This window comes from Labrys neptuniae (assembly GCF_040797145.1).
Lineage (GTDB): Bacteria > Pseudomonadota > Alphaproteobacteria > Rhizobiales > Labraceae > Labrys > Labrys neptuniae.
In genome coordinates, this window is sequence record NZ_JBFNQD010000001.1 from 921990 (window position 1) to 937652 (window position 15663).

Annotated in this window: 13 protein-coding genes; 8 read left to right on the forward strand and 5 right to left on the reverse strand. The window is 61.1% G+C overall.

Annotated elements, in window-relative coordinates; all coding sequences use genetic code 11:
• Nucleotides 1-48: 48 nt before the first annotated feature.
• Complete coding sequence (locus ABXS05_RS04515; RefSeq protein WP_367623078.1) at nt 49-930, reverse strand: universal stress protein; 882 nt, start codon at nt 928-930, stop codon at nt 49-51.
• The gene (locus ABXS05_RS04520) at nt 927-2423 is read right to left on the reverse strand and encodes an APC family permease (RefSeq protein ID WP_311935132.1); all 1497 of its coding nucleotides are present in this window, start codon (nt 2421-2423) and stop codon (nt 927-929) included. Before ABXS05_RS04520 ends, ABXS05_RS04515 begins: the two co-directional genes overlap by 4 nt.
• Nucleotides 2424-2680: 257 nt before the next feature.
• On the opposite strand from ABXS05_RS04520, the gene ABXS05_RS04525 reads away from it, so the two are divergent.
• Both ABXS05_RS04525 and ABXS05_RS04530 read left to right on the forward strand, forming a co-directional pair.
• Entirely contained in the window at nt 2681-3238 is a 558-nt protein-coding gene (locus tag ABXS05_RS04525) for an Lrp/AsnC family transcriptional regulator (protein WP_311935134.1), read from the forward strand.
• A 21-nt stretch (nt 3239-3259) separates the two neighbouring features.
• Nucleotides 3260-4177: a carbon-nitrogen hydrolase family protein gene (locus ABXS05_RS04530; RefSeq protein ID WP_311935136.1), complete on the forward strand. Its 918-nt coding sequence runs from the start codon at nt 3260-3262 to the stop codon at nt 4175-4177.
• Nucleotides 4178-4182: 5 nt separating this feature from the next.
• On the opposite strand, the gene ABXS05_RS04535 is transcribed toward ABXS05_RS04530, so the two are convergent.
• Nucleotides 4183-5016, reverse strand: coding sequence for an aldo/keto reductase (locus tag ABXS05_RS04535; RefSeq protein WP_367623079.1), 834 nt, complete (start codon nt 5014-5016; stop codon nt 4183-4185).
• 498 nt (nt 5017-5514) lie between these two features.
• Between ABXS05_RS04535 and ABXS05_RS04540 the strand changes: the two genes are divergently transcribed.
• Both ABXS05_RS04540 and ABXS05_RS04545 read left to right on the forward strand, forming a co-directional pair.
• Nucleotides 5515-5823, forward strand: coding sequence for a hypothetical protein (locus ABXS05_RS04540; RefSeq protein WP_068295966.1), 309 nt, complete (start codon nt 5515-5517; stop codon nt 5821-5823).
• Between the two features lie 173 nt (nt 5824-5996).
• Nucleotides 5997-6752 (forward strand): 2OG-Fe(II) oxygenase, encoded by a 756-nt coding sequence (locus ABXS05_RS04545; protein WP_367623080.1) that lies wholly within the window; start codon nt 5997-5999, stop codon nt 6750-6752.
• Between the two features lie 47 nt (nt 6753-6799).
• Here the strand turns inward: ABXS05_RS04545 and ABXS05_RS04550 are convergent, their stop codons facing one another.
• On the reverse strand, nt 6800-8044 hold the full coding sequence (locus ABXS05_RS04550) for a polysaccharide biosynthesis/export family protein (protein ID WP_311935143.1): 1245 nt from the start codon (nt 8042-8044) through the stop codon (nt 6800-6802).
• 192 nt (nt 8045-8236) lie between these two features.
• Nucleotides 8237-9340 carry a glycosyltransferase gene (locus tag ABXS05_RS04555; RefSeq protein ID WP_367623081.1) on the reverse strand — a complete coding sequence of 368 codons (1104 nt, stop codon included), beginning with the start codon at nt 9338-9340 and terminating at the stop codon, nt 8237-8239.
• Nucleotides 9341-10285: 945 nt separating this feature from the next.
• Between ABXS05_RS04555 and ABXS05_RS04560 the strand changes: the two genes are divergently transcribed.
• From ABXS05_RS04560 to ABXS05_RS04575, 4 genes are all read left to right on the forward strand, one after another.
• The gene (locus ABXS05_RS04560) at nt 10286-10897 is read left to right on the forward strand and encodes a sugar transferase (RefSeq protein ID WP_376717656.1); all 612 of its coding nucleotides are present in this window, start codon (nt 10286-10288) and stop codon (nt 10895-10897) included.
• Nucleotides 10898-11061: 164 nt separating this feature from the next.
• Nucleotides 11062-12219, forward strand: a complete 1158-nt coding sequence (locus ABXS05_RS04565; protein WP_311935154.1) for a glycosyltransferase family 4 protein — start codon at nt 11062-11064, stop codon at nt 12217-12219.
• 341 nt (nt 12220-12560) lie between these two features.
• Entirely contained in the window at nt 12561-14255 is a 1695-nt protein-coding gene (locus tag ABXS05_RS04570) for a tyrosine-protein kinase domain-containing protein (RefSeq protein ID WP_311935156.1), read from the forward strand.
• A 675-nt stretch (nt 14256-14930) separates the two neighbouring features.
• A complete protein-coding gene (locus tag ABXS05_RS04575; protein ID WP_311935158.1) occupies nt 14931-15653 on the forward strand; it encodes a LuxR C-terminal-related transcriptional regulator in 723 nt (240 codons plus the stop codon).
• The last annotated feature ends 10 nt before the right edge of the window (nt 15654-15663 follow it).

Sequence of the window (15663 nt, forward strand, 5' to 3'; positions counted from 1 at the left end):
TTCGAGTAACTGGGGCGACGGCCCCAGTTTCTGGTAGCCGGTAATCCCCTACTCGTCCACGCGCGGCAGGATGAGGCAGGGCACCGGCGAATTATGCGCGATCTTGCTGGAATTGGAGCCGAGGAACACCCGCATCACGGGCCCGAGGCTGCTCGACCCCACGACCAGCAATTCGGCATTCGCCCAAAGCAGCGAATCGAAGGCGGCCTTCCAGTTCTTGCCGTCGCCGATCTCCCCCGAAATCGCGACGGGACTGTCCCAATGATCGAGAACGGCGGCCTGTGCGGCACTCGCCTGTTCGCGCAGGGTGTTGGAGACGATGTTCTCGGCATCATAGCCCGCTCCGGTCGGATACATCTGCTTGTCACGCACCACCAACGTCACCAGGCGCAGGGGAACGCCGAGCAATTGGGCCAGGTCGGCACTGCGCCGCGCCAGCCCCGGCGAGGTGGTGCTGCCGGCAAAGGCGCAGCTCAGCCGCCGTACCTGTGTTCTCGCATCGGCCGAATAGCCCCTCGGCGCCACGGCGACCGGCAGATGGGCCGAGCGCAGCACATCGGTGGTCACATGTCCTTCCCCGAAACGCCCCAACGGGGCGGCACGGGTCGACCCCAGCACCAGGCAATCGGCATCGATGTCGGAAGCGACCTGCAACAGGCCTTCACGCGCCGATGGGGCAGAGACGATGACGAATTCGGCCTGCACGTCGGGAGGCAGGCTCGCTCTGGCTTTCTCCTGCGCCTTGGTAGCATGCTGGTGCAGGAAACTGCCGTATTCGCCATCCACGCGGGCCGGCGATGGCGGACCCCAGGTGTCGGGCGTGACGGTACATACGACCAGGGAGGCGCCGCAGGAACGCGACAGCACCGCACCGAGGGCGAGCGCCTCGCGCCCGCCCTGATCGGCGGAAAGGCCAACCAGATATTTCATTGGGCTGCCTCGCCGACTGCGTTGTCAGGAGCCTCCAGCCGCGAATGGCGGGCCGAATAGGTGAAGTATAGCAGCGCGGCGATGGCGATCCAGACGCCGGTAATGGCGAAGACGATGCCGCTCAGCCTCAGGATGAGATAGATGCAGGCGATGATCGAGAGGATCGGCAGGACCGGACCGAACGGAACCCGGTAGCCGCGCTGCATGTCGGGCTGGGTATAGCGCAGGATAAGCACGCCGGCCGAGACCACGGTGAAGGCGACCAGCGTGCCCATGCTGGTGAGATCCCATAGCAGGCCGGCCGGGACGAAGGCGGCGATCAGCGCAACGAAGACCGAGACGATGATGGTGCAGGCGACCGGGGTCATGGTGCGCGGGTTCACGTCATGAAAGATGGCCGGCAGCATACCGTCGCGAGACACCGCGAACAGGATGCGCGACTGGCCATAGAGCACGATCAGCGTCACCGAGAAGATCGAGATCACCGCGCCGGCCGCCAGGAGATTGGCGGGCCAGGCTGCACCGGTGATGTTCTGGAGGATGGTGGCAAGGCCCGCCTCCTGCCCGCCGAACTGGCTGGCAGGCTGCACGCCGAGGGCGGCAACGGCCACCAGCACATAGAAGCTGGTGACGATCACCAGGGCCGAAATGATGGCGAGCGGCAGGTTGCGCTTGGGATTGACCACTTCCTCGCCCGCCGTCGACACCGCGTCGAGGCCCACGAAGGTGAAGAAGATCGAGGCCGCAGCCGCCTGCACGCCGTTGAAGCCCTTCTCCCCGAAGAAGGGCGTGAAATTGGCGGCGTTGAAGGCACTGCCGGCAATCACGATGAACAGCGTCAGCACCGCCAGCTTGATCAGCACCATGATGGCGTTGGTGCGCGCCGATTCCTTGGAACCGCGCAGCAGCAGCAGGCAGCACAGAGCCACCAGGATCACGGCCGGCAGGTTGATCAGGCCTGAACCATCACCGAAGAAGGCCATGGCGAACGGGTTGTCGCTATCGGGAAGGGTGATCGGTCCCTTGGTCATCCAACCCGGCAGCACGATGCCGGTCAGGTTGCTCAGGAGCTTTTCGACATATTCGGCCCAGCCGACCGCCACCGCTGCGGCGGAGATGCCATACTCCAGCACCAGGCAAGCCGCCACGAAGAAGGCAACGCCCTCGCCCAGCGTGGCGTAGGCGTAGGAATAGGAGGAGCCGGAGACCGGGATCATCGAGCTCATCTCGGCGTAGCACAGCGCCGACAGCCCCGCCGTGACGGCTGCGATGACGAAGGAGATCACCACCGCCGGGCCGGCCACGGGCACCTGCTCGCTCAGCACGAAGAAAATGCCGGTACCGATCGTGGCACCCACGCCGAACATGGTGAGTTGGAACAAAGTAATGGAACGGCCGAGATGACCGTGGCCATCGCCGCTGTCGGCGGTATCGGCGACCAATCGACTGACTGGCTTCTTGCGGGTGAGCCGCTCGATGAGGGATGACGCCATGCTTTCACTTCCCCTGGATTGCCCTTGCGGTGCCTTCTTATTGTGCGCCAGTGTAGCTCCCGGCCCAGCAAAAGTGCTGCCAAATTTCCGTCACATTTCAACACTTGCTGCTGCCGGAGCATGGCGACACGCAAGTTTGTGCCGCTCGGGGCCCGCGCTCCGTCTTGACGAGATCACCCGCAAGGTATCCTCATGCCGCCTTGAAAGCGGGCCCGCCGGAATCGCGGCGGGAGGTCGAGCGGCAGGGAGCGAAGCATATGAAAGACGATGATGGCTCGATCCGGCTCGACCAGGTCGACCTGCGCATCCTGGCGCGTCTGCAGGCGGATGCCCGCGCCACCAACCAGGAACTGGCCGATGCGGTGGGCCTGTCGCCCAGCCCGTGCCTCCAGCGTGTCAAACGCCTCGAAAAGGCCGGTGTGATCTCGAGCTACCATGCCAGCATCGACATCGCCAAAGTCTGCCGGCATGTCGACGTCATCGCCGCCGTGACCTTGAACAGTCATGGCCTCGACGACTTTCTCACCTTCGAAAAGATGGTGATGGGCATGCGCTATGTGGTGGAATGCACCAAGGTGAGCGGCCCGATCGACTATCTGGTACGCTTCGTCTGCCCCGATATCGGTTCCTACCAGATGCTGTCCGATGAATTGCTGAAGCTCGGGCCCAAGATCGGCAATCTGTCGAGCTATATCGTGCTGAAATCGACCAAACCCTTCAAAGGCGTGGCCCTCGACGATCTCGTCGCTCCACAGCCGCGTTCCATGCTCCGCTTGGATTCCGCCGCGAAAACGGCTACCCGGCAAGTGGAGTGAACCCATGAGAACCGGAAAAACATGTCAGGCCTTCACCCCGAGGTGAACGACGCATCGGCCCCGCTGCCGCGGCGGGACAATTCCCGTTTCCTGATCGCCGGCATCCAGATGCCTGTGCCGGTCACCGGCCAGAACATCGCGGCGATGGCCGCGCAGCTGGAAAAGGCGGTCGCGCTCTATCCCGGCGTCGACATGGTGGTGTTCAGCGAGCTTGCCGCGCATGGACCGCTGCATGCCTGCGCTTCAGCCGATCCCCTGGCCGACGAGGCCATCTTCCAGGCGCTGGCTGCCAAGCATCGCATCTGGATCATTCCGGGCAGCGTCTTCGTCGAGCGCGACGGCAAGACCTTCAACCATGCCGTGGTGATCAATCCTGCCGGTGAGATCGTCGGGCGCTACGACAAGATGTTTCCCTTCATGCCGTTCGAGGCCGGTGTCACCGGGGGCAGCGAGTTCCTGGTCTTCGACGTGCCCGAGGTCGGTCGTTTCGGCCTGTCGATCTGCTACGATATCTGGTTCCCGGAGACCACGCGCACCTTGACCTCGGCGGGCGTCGAGGTGCTGATCCACCCGGTGCTGACCGGTACCACCGATCGCCAGGCCGAGCTTGCCATCGTCCAGGCTACCGCGGTGATGTTCTCCTGCTACGTCTTCGACGTGAACGGCCTGGATGGCGGTGGTGTCGGCCGCTCGCTCGTCGTCGATCCGACCGGTGTGGTGCTGCATCAATGCGGCCAGGCCACCGAGATCTTCCCGATCAATATCGATCTCGGCCTGGTCAGGCAGGTCCGGGCCGAGGGGGCCAATGGTCTCGGGCAGGTCCTGAAGTCCTTCCGCGACAAGAATGTCGTGCTGTCGACCTATGCCGACAATGGAAGCTCGGCCTATCTCGACAGCCTCGGTCCCCTGGTTCCGATGCGCAAGCGCGACTGGTCCTGACCGGCTCAGAGCATCTCCAGACCCTGCTTGCGGCGTGGTGGCGGGAAGGCCGCATCGAGGCTGGCGCGATCGGCATCGCTCAGCTTGATCGCCAGCGATCCTAGATTCTCCTTCACCCGTTCGGGATGACGGCTCTTGGGAATGGCGACGATCCCGGGTTTGTCGAATACCCAGGCGAGCGCGATCTGTGCGGGGGTGGCGCCATGGTCGCGCGCGATCGCGTCCAGCACCCGATGCCTGGCCAGTGCTCCCTGCTCGATGGGAGAATAGGCCATGATCGGCATGGACCGCTCGCGGCAATAGCCCGTCAGGTCATATTCGATTCCGCGCCGCGTCAGATTATAGAGCACCTGGTTGGCCTGGCAGTCCGGGCTGATCGCTTCGATCTCCTGCATATCGTCGACGTCGAAATTGGAAACGCCCCAGCGCAGGATCTTGCCGGCCTGCTTCAGGTCCTCGAAGGCCGCAATCGTCTCTTCGAGCGGCGTCGAGCTGCGCCAATGCAGGAGATAGAGATCGATGCGGTCGGTGCCCAGCCGCTTGAGGCTCTCCTCGCAGGCGCGAACCGCCTGGCGGCGGCCAGCATTCGAAGGCAGGACCTTGGAGACGAGATAGGTCTGATCGCGCCGTCCCGCGATTGCCTGTCCGACCACCTGTTCGGCACCGCCGCTACCATACATTTCGGCGGTATCGATCAGGCCGATGCCGAGATCGAGCCCGGCACGCAAGGCGGCGACCTCGGCTCCGGCCTCCCGCCTCGCCTCGCCCATGCCCCAGGTGCCGAGCCCGAATACGGGCATGGCGGAACCATCCGGCAGCCTGGTGGTGGAAATCGTCATGGTCTTACTCCTCGTAGCGGCACCAGGAACACTGCGGTCCCTGCCGCAGCGACGATCCTATCGTCCGCTCCGCCGGATTTCGACCCTTGCCCGCCGATCACCGTCCAAGATAGGAAAATCGATGTAAAAATCGGCGCTTACCCTCCCATCTCGCCTCGACACCGCCGGTTTCCCATACCTCTTTGCGGTAGATGAGGAGGAAAAAAGGGGTGACGGAAAGGCCATGCCGGCGATAGGAACCGACAGGCTAAGACAGCCGTTAAACTCCTGCCGGCCTCTCCTTACGTCATCCGGCACTGTGACGGCAGCATGACAGCTACGTCTCCTAGCCGCATGGTGGAATGGATTGCTACTTTCGGCCGAGGCGAAAAACGTTTTTCCCGCACCACCCCAAAAATACCCCGCAAATTTGCCGGTCTGCATTTTGAGATCGATTTCATTAAGTTGTCTGGGAGCAATCTACCTTCCATTTGAACGACCCCAGTGAGCTAGGCATCCATGAAAGAGCCGAAAGACCCGGCCATCGCAGCGGCACTCGAATATGAGTTCGCGACGCATGACGCGATGGCCAATCTCAGGGACCGTAGATCCCCGGCAAAGGTCAAGGCCTGCCTCCGCTGGGCCGACGCCCTGTTGCAACTCGAAGCCCTACCCGAATCCGACCATCGCCGCGCCGGCGATTTCCTGGCCATGCGTGGCAAGATTCCGATCGAGGCCCGCAGGATCATCACCGATGCCATGGTGCGCCTGGACGCGGCCGCCATGGCAGCCGAGTGCCGCTTCGCCAAGACACAGACCAAGCACTGATCCCGACACGTTCGAACGTCTCCGAACCGCACCGCGCGCCCTTGCACGCGGTGTCGTCATGTTTGATGGCCTATGGTGGAGTATAGAGGCAGGCAGCAGAGATCGGAATGTCGGTTCGGCCGGGCCGGCCTAAAGTCATCGTGAACCCATCATGATGACGAAAGGACAAGCCCATGTCCGGCCTGCCACGCCCCCAGTCTGCTTCCCTGCCTGTTCCCAACGCCTATGGTGTCGACCGGGTCGCGGCCTATGATTGGCAGGGGCTGACCCGCGAACTCGATGATTATGGCTGCACCGTGCTGGATGGCCTGCTTTCGCCGGAAGAATGCCGGGGCATCGCCGATCTCTATGCGCGGGAGACGCATTTCCGCAGCCATGTCCATATGGCGAGGCACGGCTTCGGCCGCGGCGAATACCGCTATTTCGCCTATCCCCTACCGGCGCTGATCGATGAGCTCAGAACCGCACTCTATCCGCATCTTGCCGCAACCGCTAACGCCTGGAACCGGCGCATGGGAATTGAGGCAGGCTATCCGGCCACACATGCCGATTTTCTAAAGGCCTGCCACTCAGCCGGTCAGAACCGCCCGACCCCGTTGCTGCTGCAATATGGGCCCGGAGACTTCAATTGTCTCCACCAGGATCTGTATGGCGACCTGGCCTTTCCGATCCAGGTTGCCATTCTCCTCTCTGAGCCCGGCCGCGATTTCACCGGTGGCGAACTCGTCCTCACCGAACAGCGGCCTCGCATGCAGAGCCGGGTCGAGGTCGTGCCCCTGCGCCAGGGCGATGCCGTCGCCTTCGCCGTGCATAACCGGCCGGTCCAGGGCAGCAGAGGGTCCTATCGCGTCAATCTGCGCCACGGCGTCAGCCGCGTTCGCTCGGGACAGAGGCACACATTGGGCCTCATCTTCCACGATGCCCGATAAGACGGCACCGGGAAGGCGGCATGCTCCGCCTTCCCGGTGCCTGGCAATCAAGGTTGCGCCGAAGCGGAAGAGCGCGGCACGATCTCCTGGCCGTTGGGTGCTGCGCCGATGCGATCCACTCTCACCACGTCGCCGGGATAGACCGGGTCGGCTTCATTCGCCTCGATCGTCTGCGTCTTGTCTCCGACCCGCCGGATGATGGCAAAGGTCAGCTTGCTGTTGATGTTGCCGATCTGGGAGACGACAGCCTGCGGCGCCTGCACCTCGGCGTTGTAGATGAGCCCCTGCGTCGTCGTCGTCTTCTCGGCATTCACCGAGATCTTGCTGCGGACGTCCGAGATCTCGGTCAGAATGTCGTTGCGCCGCTTGTTGTGCAGGTCGACGACATCGCGTTCGGCCTTCGAGATATCCTGCTGCGCACGCAAGATCAGCAGATCGATATCCAGGCGGTTGCTTTCGAATTGCGAGACGTTCTGATCCAGCGCCAGTTTGCGCGAGGCGACAGCCAAACCCTTGGACACCAGGCCATTGACGTTATCCAGTTCCTGCTTGGCCAAGTCGAGCTGGCGCTCCAGGGACTGGCTCTTGGCCTTGAGAGATTCGACCTCCGAGCCGAGCAGCTTCTTGGTCTGGTTGATCGCATCCTCCTGTGAGCGCAATGCCTGCTTGCGTGCCTCAAACAGGAGTTGCTCCTCCTTCATCATCTGGGCGATCTGCGGCGTGTCGGCCTGGCTCATCAGCTCCTTGGGGAAGGTTATGGTGTCGCTATCCCGCAATTCGGCATCGAGGCGCGCCTCGCGCGCCAGCAGCCCCAGCCGTTCCACCGCCAGGGTCCGCAGATCGCCGCGATTGACCAGGCTTTCACGCTGGAAGCTGAGAAGCCCGAAATCGGAGACACGCAGCACACCCCCCGCCGTACTGATGGCCTGGAGTACGGTGAGGCCGGGCTTATAGGGATATTGGCCGGGCGTGGTCACCATGCCCAAGATGTAGAAGGGCCGGTAGGTCGACACTTCCACCGAGGCATCCGGCCGATTGGAAAGGCCGATGCTGGCCTGCAGCTTCTCGCCGATCAGGACAGACAGGTCGCCCGTGCTCTTGCCGGCCGCCGGAACCTCGCCGATGAGCGGCAGGGATACGTTGCCGGACGCGCCCACGACGAATTCGCCTGTCAACGCAGCCCATTCATGCACCTCGCTCGAGGAAGCGCGCCAGTCATAGACCCTGATCTTGAGCTTGTCTTCCGGCCCGAGCAGATAGGGCTCGGCCAGCGCCGTCGTCGCGATCCCCATCGTGGCAACCACTGCGGTCAGCAGGCCTGTCACCAGGCGACGCAGGCTTGCACGTCGTGATTTGCGGCAAAACGAGGCCCTGTGAAATGCTGAGAAACTCATGGGTTTCAATACCGTCCTTCAATGAACGGGCCTTACGGGAAGGCCTGATCCGGTCTGCTTTGAAATAACGCAGTGATGCTCTCACATCGACTATGCCTGCGTGCTTTTTTCATGCACGCGCCGCTCGACATAGGCGCGCATTTTTTCAGTGAAGACTTCCTTGCCGAAACCCGCCGCATGGGCCGTAATCGCCGAGGGGTCGATATCCGTCTTTTCCAGGCGCTCGATCGCATCAATGATGGCTTCCACGCTCTGGGTTTGAAAGAACACCCCGGTCCTGTCGGCAATCACGGTTTCCGTCGCCCCTCCCCGCCCATAGGCGATCACAGGACGCCCGCTGGCCATGGCCTCCACCGGCACGATGCCGAAATCCTCCTCGCCCGGGAACACCAGAGCCCGGCAACGGGCATAATGATGCTGCAGCGCGCTGAAGGGCTGCGGCCCCAGGACCGAGACGGTCGGCCCCGCCATGGCCTTGACCTTGGCGAACATCTCGCCGCCGCCGATGATGACGAGTTTCCTGCCGGTTCGGTTGAAGGCCTCCACCGCCAGGTCCGGCCGCTTGTAGCTGACCAGTTCACCCACCATCAGATAATAGTCTTCGAGTTCGGACGTCTCGACGGGGCGAAACGCCGCCGTATCGACGGGCGGGAATATGACATCTGAATCGCGTCGATAATAAGACTGGACGCGGCGAGCCACGGTCTTCGAATTCGAGACGAAATGATCAACGCGTGACGCAGAGGCTGCATCCCAGTTGCGAATATAATGCGCGATCGGGGGCATCATCATGCGAGTCAGGAAGCCACTACGCTCGCGGTAGTCGTGGAACATGTTCCAGATATAGCGCATGGGCGAATGGCAATAGCAGATATGAACTGCATCCGCCGGCGGAACGATGCCCTTCGCAGGCCCGGATTCGCTGCTGATCACCAGATCGTAGCCGCGAAGGTCGAGATTCTCGAGGGCCATCGGCATCAGGGGCAAATAGGACTTGTAGAGGCGATAGGCGGCTGGCAAGCGGCTGATGAAGGACGTCGATACCTTATGGCGTCGGATCACCGGCGACACGGCGTCGGGCCGATAGACATGGGTGAAGATGTCGGCCTGCGGGAAAAGCTCGCAAAGCGCCTCGATGACCTTTTCGCCGCCGCGCATGCCGACGAACCAGTAATGTACGATTGCAACTCGCATTGCACCAATTCTTCCTGCGGGCCCCAAGTCGAATGCCCAATTCAAAGCACAAATACAGTTTTCGCAGCTCGCACCAAAGCATTCGGGCGTACGACGAAGGGGGTAATCCGCCCCATCCCGCCGGAGCGCGAAACGCCCGGCAAACTGCGACGGGGTGACCGCAAGCTTTGCGGATTAGCACATGCGGGCCGGCCACGATGTGCGTTCTAGCACACATCCCGCCTGGGTGGGCTATTCGGCCATTTTTGGCCTGAAACCCGCCAAATTCCTAGCGAGTCCCCGCGAGATTGCGCTTTCGATACTATCCTTTCTCTCCCTTTGAAGGCGCCTCCCATGACGATGATGCTCTCCCGGCGGTGCCGAAAGCGGGGCGATCCTATTCGAGAGTCTAGGATAGGCTACCCATACACTCCCCGAGGATAGGGAAAAATACGGCGGAGAAGCAGAAAATTAAGCCAGCCAACCTTCCAAAGAGATAGACCTAACCCGTTTCTGCGATGCAGCATCCCCCTTCACCTACCTCCTAAACGGTATGGATTTAATCAAACTCTATCCTTTTTGGATAGGGGTATGCCTCTAACTCAACGCAACGGTAGGTACTAACCCCCCCAAATTCCAACAGCCCTAATCCTTGATTTCCAACACGAAATTCAGCAATTCAGGATCAATAAATTCATCCAAATCAAAACACGCTTCGGCTTGTGTTTACAAACGCCGGCAAAAACTTCCAAACGCCGCACCAAGCCCGATTTTGTTTTGGTTGCCGCAGCGCAACATGCTGAACGGCAACTCCACCCGGGATGAATAACATAGCGTAACGCAGCACTCTGACCGAGGCGAGAGATGGAAAACTTGGCTAGCTCGAACAGTCTTAGCCGTATACCCGGCAAAGACGATGCTTCCTTGTTCAAATCAAACAAGCAAAGAAGCGGCCTATCCCTTGAAATGGCAAAGGGAGGCAAGCGCGTGCTCGACATTGTCACTGCCTCGGCCGCACTCGTCTTCCTGCTGCCACTTTTCATGCTGCTGCTCGGCGTGCTGCTCGTCCTTCAGGGCCGGCCTATCTTCATTCGGCACAACCGCGTTGGTCGTGGCGGCGCACTCTTTCCGTGCCTCAAGTTCCGCTCGATGGTGACGAACTCGGACGAGGTGCTGCGCGAGCATCTGGCCGCCAATAGTGCGGCCCGCCAAGAATGGGAAGAGACCCACAAGCTCAAGAACGATCCGCGCATCACCCCGCTCGGCCAGTTCCTGCGAAAGTCCAGCATCGATGAGCTGCCCCAGCTCCTCAACGTCATCCGTGGTGACATGAGCCTCGTTGGTCCCCGGCCGATCGTCCGCGACGAAATGGTGCGCTATGGCGCCCATATCGAGGACTATCTCAAGGTGCGGCCCGGTCTCACCGGCCTGTGGCAGGTCAGCGGCCGCAGCGATGTGTCCTATCAGCATCGTGTCAGCCTCGATGTCCGCTATGTGCGCGAATGGAGCCTGTGGAGCGACATCGTCATCATCCTGAAGACGATCCCGGCCGTGTTGCGTCCCTCCGGCTCCTATTGAGCTTGGTTCAAGAGTCGGCCGCAGTTCAAGCGATCGAGTAACTGTCAGCCTTGCGCCCGAAGCACCACCGACTTCGGGCGTCTTTTTTTGACCGCTGTGGCTTGTTCAGCCGACGCCTCGCACGCTGGTCCTCAGGTCGCTTGCATCGAAAGAGAAGGCCTGCGATGAACGTCGACACATTGCCGCAATCGAGCGCGATTGACCCGGCTCCCGCCTCACGAGCTCTTTCGGCAACCATGATCGATCCGCTTTCCTTTGCGATCAACGGGCGCTTCCTCACCCAACCGGTCACCGGCGTGCAGCGCTATGCGCGGGAAATCACTGCCCATCTCGACGAACTCCTGCATCAGCAAGGAGGGCAGGCCAGCCTCTATCTGCCGGACAGCAGTGACGTTCCCGCCTACCGCGCCATCCAGGCCAGACGATCCCAACGCTTGCGCGGGCATTTTTGGGAGCAGATGGAACTGCCCCTGCTCGATCGCCGCTTCCTGCTGAATTTATGCAATCTGGGACCGGTCGCCCGCAGCAGGCAGGTCGTCTGCATCCATGATGCCAATGTCGCCAACATGCCGACGAGCTACAGCCGGGCCTTTCGTGCCGTTTACGGGACGCTCCTGCCCCTGCTGGTTCGGCGCGCCGCCGCGATTACCACCGTCTCGCATTTCTCGGCGGGAGAGCTTGCCCGTCATCTGCCGATCGCCCGCGAAGATATCGTCGTTCTGCCCAATGGCCACGAGCATGTCTTTCGCTGGAACGCATCCCGCTCCTCGATTCGCACCAAGCACCGGTTCGAACGGCCCTATGTCTTCATCATCGGCAGCCGCGCCCGCCACAAGAATGTCGCGATGGTGCTCGATCTCGCCCAAGCCCTCGACGAGCGCGGCATCGACATTGTCGTGACTGGCGGCCAATCCAGCATTTTTGCCGCGGAAGAACACCGGGCCCCCGCGCCGAACGTACGTTTCATGGGCTTCGTCGATGATGACGACCTGGCAGCCCTGCTGCAGGGCGCGTTGTGCCTGCTGTTTCCCTCCTTCACCGAGGGTTTCGGCCTGCCGATCGTCGAGGCAATGGCGCTCGGCTGTCCCGTGATCTCATCCGATCAGGCCAGCATGCCGGAGGTGTGCGGCGATGCGGCATTGCTGGCGCCGCCCGACCAACCTGCTGCTTGGCTCCGCCATATCGAGAGTCTGGCCGGCTCAGATACCTTGCGTTCCACGTTCTCCGAACGAGGGCGCAAGCGCGTCGAGGCCTATTCATGGCGGAAATCGGCCCAAGGTTATCTCGACCTCATCCGCGAGAGGCGGTCCGGAAAAGCATGACGTATTCCTGGAAGTCATGCCGTCGCCACAACATGTTTCCACCGTATGATTTGAGCTTGGCTTGCCGCGAACGGGGGTGAGCCAAACCTTCCACCATCATGACCAATAGTATTGCGAGCCAAGCATTGCGACTTGCCTTCCCTAACTCTATAAGCGCGATATTCGACCTGAACTCTGCATTGCCTGCGCGGAACCGGCCGCGCGGCAGCGCACTGCCTCCAGGCTTTCCGCAATGTGACATGTTCGAGCGCGCTCGAACCGGATCGTTGGGATTGCCCGCGATCCCGTCGTTCCAATGTCGCCCTGTTCATGGATTTTGTTGAAGGTTCGAGGCCGCTGACATGCTCTATCTCAGGCCGCTGAATGATCAGCCCACGAGTTTCGGCTTGCGCGACATTCTCGTCGAGATCATGCGCTATGCCCGCGGCCTGGTGCTGTGGTTCATCCTCTGCGTCTTCGCCGCGATCATCTACATCGTCAGCACCCCGCCGGAATATTACGCAGCCTCCTTCGTGATTCTGGAGCCCAGAAGCTCCTTCTCAAGTTCCCAGGGGGTGGATCCCGGCCTTCTGCAGACCAATCTCGACAATTCGCAGATCGAGAGCCAGATTCAGATCGTGAAATCCGAACGGGTTCTGCGCCTGGTGTTCCAAACGCTGAATCTGCAGAACGATCCCGAATTCGTCGGCCCGCTGCCGGCCCAGGGCGTGACGCCGGATCTGGTCAAACGCCATGATGCAGCGGCCTTCACCACTTTCAGCGACCGCGTCACGGTACGTCGAATCGGGCAATCCCTGGTGCTCGAGATCGGCTATCGCTCGAAATCCGCCGCCAAGGCCGCCTCGATCGCCAATTCGATCACCGCCGCCTTCATCCGCGACCAGATCGATGCCAGGTCTCTGTCCATGCAGCGCAACAATGAATGGCTGCAAGGGCGCATCGACGAGATCAAGGGACAGCAACAGGCCATCGAGGAAGCGGTACGCAAGGGTGTCCTGCCTGATCGCCAGTTCTCCGCCTCCGACGCCCGTATCATCAGTTCTGCCGCCGAGCCCCTTTCGAAAGCCTATCCGCAGACGAAACTGATTCTGCTGCTGGCGGCTTCCTTCTCCCTGCTGACGGGTCTCGGTGCGGTCAGTATTTTTCACACGCTCAACCGCACGCTGCGCGCCAAGCGGCATGTGCAGCGCGAGCTCGGTCTCAATTGCATCGGCATCATCCCCTTTGCGACCGACGAGCGCGGCTCCGGCCTGCCGCACAGCCTTGCAGACCTCCGCCGTGATCTCGCCAAGCTGCCGAAAACGCTGGTTGCCGCGATTAAATCGCTGCGGCTATTCAGGCGGCGCCGAACCGATTCGGATGACAACTACTTCGCCTATGCCACCTCGAAGGCGGGCATGCTCTCCCCCTTCGCCGAAAGTCTCAGAGCCGTGCGCACGGCGATCATGGGCAAGGAGCAGAGTTCCGGCGCGCGAGTCATCGGCATTGCATCGTGTCTGCCCCATGAAGGCAAGTCCACCATCGCCGCCAACCTGGCCCATCTGTTCGCCGCGAGCGGCCGCCACACCATGCTGATCGACTGCGATCTGCGCGACGACGCACTAAGCCGTCACTACGCCCCGGATGCCCGTTATGGCCTGAGCGAAGTTTTGCAACAGCGTGGCAAGCAGATCACCGCCTCCGCGATCAATCTGGTTCCTCGTCTCGACTTCATTCCCGCGAACAGGGCTGGCGGCTCGGTCGATATCGATCTCTTCATCGGTTCATCCGTCATGCAGGAACAGCTCAACGCGCTGAACGCCTATGATTGCGTCATCGTCGATCTGCCTGCCATGAGCCTGTCTTCCGACGTCAAGGCAGTGGCACCGCTCCTTGATACGATGATCTTCGTCATCGAGGCGGGCCGCACCACCAGCGACGACGTGACCGAGGCGCTCGATACCTTGCAGCAGGCCAATGGCAAGGTGATGGGCGCCGTGCTCAACAAGGTGCCGAGGCGCGACTGGCCGGTGCTCCTACGCCGCCCGCGCGCCTGACCTGGCACACTCGGGTCTATCTATCGGGGCCGCTCCCTCAGCGTTCGCCTTTCATCAATTCAGGGATGCTGCTTCGCCGTCCTTACGATCCAGGCCAGCTTCCCTCTCGGGGGAGCCTGCTCGTACGACCGAGGCAGCAGGAAACCAACCCGCTCGCCGTTTGGCCGATGGCTGCTGGTTGCGACGCCATTTGCCATCGCAACCGAGCCAATCGGCTTTCCCATTTACCCCAACGTTCGCCTCGGTTCATTTCGGGGTACCGCCTTTGAGTTAGAGAGTACCTAAATCGGTCCCGACTTTCACTCGCTTCCTATCAACATTGCTAGATTGAATCAGAGCAGAGCTTGCAACATTCTGCAGATGCTCATGATGGCATTGCAGTGCTCTAGACCAAGGAAATACCAGAGTGAATCGTCGAGGTGGCGGCAATTCACAAGTTTTTCCTTCGCGGAACATCCTGGTTTTGTCAGGCATGACCAACGGACATCGGTCGAATTCATGATCCAGGGGACGCGTTCTTCATTCTGTCATCCCTGACAGTAGCTGTCTGTTTCCTGGCCGGAATTCAGTCTTACCTTATCCGTTTATATGTTGTGTGAAGTGTCCGAATTGCAATCTACAGATCTATCTCCCTCGGTGCCCTTGAGGCAGCTTGGTCAATCATATGGCCCCACCATGGTAGTAAACAGTCCACCAGGACAAATCGCCCTTATAAACCATAGGACATTACAGCGCGACTGCATCAGCCGTGTCCTGGCGGTAGAGTTTCCTGAACGAAAAATTTTGCCATTCGCCCGTCTGGACGAATGGAATGCTGTTGCCGATGAGCATGAGGAAGTCTCGCTCGTCATCATCTGCGAGGGTGACGATCCGAGTGATCTGACCTTGCTGGCAGCAGCAACCGGGCATATGCCCTCAGCCGCAATCATCATTCTATCGGACTCCGAGGATCCAGCCAGTATTTTCCGGGCTCTCGACCTCGGTGTGAAAGGCTACATTCCCAGCACGCTCGGTGCAGAGGTGGCCATCGAGGCAACACGCCTGGTCATCGCGGGCGGCGTCTTTGTGCCCGCCGCCAGTCTGATCCGGGCGGCGACCGAACCTGCCCTCGTCCGCCAGGAGCAGCCCGGCCGGAACTACCCGCGCATCTCCCCCCGGCAATTGTCGATCATTGCCGCGGTCAGTCGCGGCAAGTCCAATGCCGCCATTGCGACGGAGCTCAATCTGCGCGAAAGCACGGTCAAGGTTCACATCCGCAACATCATGAAGAAACTAAAGGTGAAGAGCCGGACGGCAATTGCCCACAAATCGCGTGATATTCTGCGCGCTGAAGGCTATGAGCTCAATAGTGCATCGGACATGCAGCGCCTCACCTTGGACATCGCGCGGTCTTCCTGACAGGCAGCCG